The sequence below is a fragment of the Dyadobacter sp. genome, assembly GCF_051859145.1.
Classification (GTDB): domain Bacteria; phylum Bacteroidota; class Bacteroidia; order Cytophagales; family Spirosomataceae; genus Dyadobacter.
Genome location: NZ_JBHYGF010000511.1, coordinates 1 through 2,189, shown reverse-complemented (window position 1 = coordinate 2,189; position 2,189 = coordinate 1). Strand labels below are relative to the sequence as shown.

Here is a 2,189-nt window from a genome sequence, read left to right as displayed (position 1 = left end):
CCAGACAAAGGCCGCGCGCAAGCTCCCCGAATGGTCGCGCCACCCTGCGCTCCTCTTCCCTCCGGCTTTGTCAGTCGAACAATCTTCTTCACAGGCAACTGCCAGGTACAAGGCATCCATCGTTTCAGGCGAGCGGCTGACCGACATCACAGGCGGCATGGGGGTAGACTGTTTTTACATGCGCAACAAATTTGGCGAGGTACATTATTTTGAAATGCAGGAACAAGTTGCAGCGGCAGCACGCGTCAATTTCCTTCATTTGAATGCAAAAAACGTCATTGTACACCACGCAGATTCCCTGCAATCGCTGGCAGAGAACCCCATGAATTCTGACTGGATCTACGCCGATCCTGCACGGAGAAATGAGCATAAGGAGAAAGTAGTGCAGCTCGCCGACTGCGCCCCTGACATTCCCGCAAATCAGGAACTGCTGCTAAACCTCGCACCAAATATCCTGATCAAAACCTCTCCCCTGCTGGACATCGACCTTGCTGCCAGGGCTTTAACAAACCTCAAAGAAGTGCACGTGGTGGGCTATGAAAATGAATGCAAAGAATTGCTCTTTATCCTGGACAGGAATTACCAGGGGCCTTCATTTACCATAAAGGCGCGCATTGTGGACGAACAAGGAAATGCATTGCACGCGCTGGATTTTGACAGGGAACAAGAAAGGGACGCAGCAGCAGCCTTCGATCAGCCGCTCGCCTTTTTATACGAGCCGCATGCAGCAGTCTTGAAAGCCGGCGCATTTAAAATGGTTTGCGAAAAATTTGGGGTAAGAAAGCTGGCGGTAAATAGTCAGCTGTACACTTCGGAAACTTTGGTAAAGGATTTCCCTGGACGCGCATTCTCGATTGTTGCGCAATGCAAACCCGATATAAAGGAAATTTCAAAAGTAATTGGCGGAAACAAAGCCAATCTTACCACCCGCAACTTTCCGGCTAAAACAGAAGATTTACGTAAAAAGTGGAAACTCAAAGAGGGTGGTGACTTTTATCTGTTTGCCACTACCCTCTCCAATAATAGTAAAACGGTTATCGTAACCCGAAAAGCCTAATTCAGGAACCGTTCGGTGAATTCCTTTTCTGAAAAACCAACGAGTACTGCCTTGCCGGTACTGTCCTCAATTAAAGGTCGCTTGATTGCAGAAGTGTTGTCTGCCAGGATTTTAGCAGCAGCCTCCCCACCTGCAACATCCGCTTTTTGTTCAGCCGGCAACTCTTTCCAGGTAGTGGAGCTTTTGTTTAAAACCTTGTCCCACGGTAATTCCTTAAACCACTGGCTGATTTTCTCTTCCGTAATTCCGTCTTTCCGGTAATCGTGAAAAGTGTAAGCTACATTGTTCTTATCCAGCCAGGTGCGGGTTTTCTTAATGGTATCGCAGTTCGGTATTCCGTAAACGGTCAGCATGATTTCTTGATTAAACTATACTATCAAATTAAACGCCCGGGATTGCAGCATCGTCAGGTATCAGGTCGGAGTTATGCATTTTTTCATCGTCCAGCTCTCCTTCCCAGCGAGCTACTACTGCGGTAGCCAGACAGTTACCAATCACATTTACCGATGTGCGGCCCATATCCATTAACTCGTCAATACCCATGATCAGCAGTACCGGCCACTCGGGCATTCCGAAATTGGCAATTGCGCCAAGCAGAATTACGAGCGTAGCGCGCGGAATACCTGCAACTCCCTTACTGGTGAGCATTAGCAGTAATACCATTGTGAGCTGCTGTCCTACCGACATTTCGGTGCCGGTAGCCTGCGCCACGAACACCGTCGCAAGCGCGAGGTAGAGCGTGGATCCGTCGAGGTTGAAGCTGTAACCTGTTGGCATTACAAACGATACGATCTGCCGCGGCACGCCAAACTTCTCCATTTTTTCCATTGCTTTGGGCAATGCAGACTCGGAGCTGGTCGTAGCAAATGCAATGGACACAGGTTCAAAGATATTCTTGGCAAACTTGATCACGGGGATCCTCGCGATCAAAGCAACCGGGATAAATATGATCAGGATAAAGACGATTAATGCGCAATACAGGGTAGCCAGCAGCAGTGCCAGGTTTTTCAAAACATCAATGCCCATATGCCCCACCGTTTCAGCAATAGCGGCTCCCACACCAATCGGTGCGAAGTACATGATGATTTTGGTAAACTTGAACATTACCTCCGCAAGCAGCTCGACGCCGTGC

At 48.8% G+C, this 2,189-nt stretch carries 3 protein-coding genes; 1 reads left to right on the top strand and 2 read right to left on the bottom strand.

Translation table 11 applies throughout. The features are described 5' to 3' along the window. Window positions 1–1,057 (top strand): THUMP-like domain-containing protein (locus tag ACTIE6_RS22995; RefSeq protein WP_439558861.1); only part of this gene is annotated, 1,057 nt, incomplete at its 5' end. Here ACTIE6_RS22995 and ACTIE6_RS22990 read toward each other — a convergent pair. Together ACTIE6_RS22990 and ACTIE6_RS22985 are read right to left on the bottom strand one after the other, a co-directional pair. Beyond that, entirely contained in the window at window positions 1,054–1,410 is a 357-nt protein-coding gene (locus ACTIE6_RS22990) for an ArsC family reductase (RefSeq protein WP_439558860.1), read from the bottom strand. The genes ACTIE6_RS22995 and ACTIE6_RS22990 overlap by 4 nt on opposite strands. A gap of 28 nt (window positions 1,411–1,438) precedes the next feature. Next, on the bottom strand, window positions 1,439–2,189 hold a 751-nt coding region (locus ACTIE6_RS22985; protein WP_439558859.1), incomplete at its 5' end, for a dicarboxylate/amino acid:cation symporter.

Bases quoted from the DNA above. Each gene is read 5' to 3' on its own strand.
- ACTIE6_RS22990 (WP_439558860.1), bottom strand. From the start codon at position 1,410: ATGCTGACCGTTTACGGAATACCGAACTGCGATACCATTAAGAAAACC.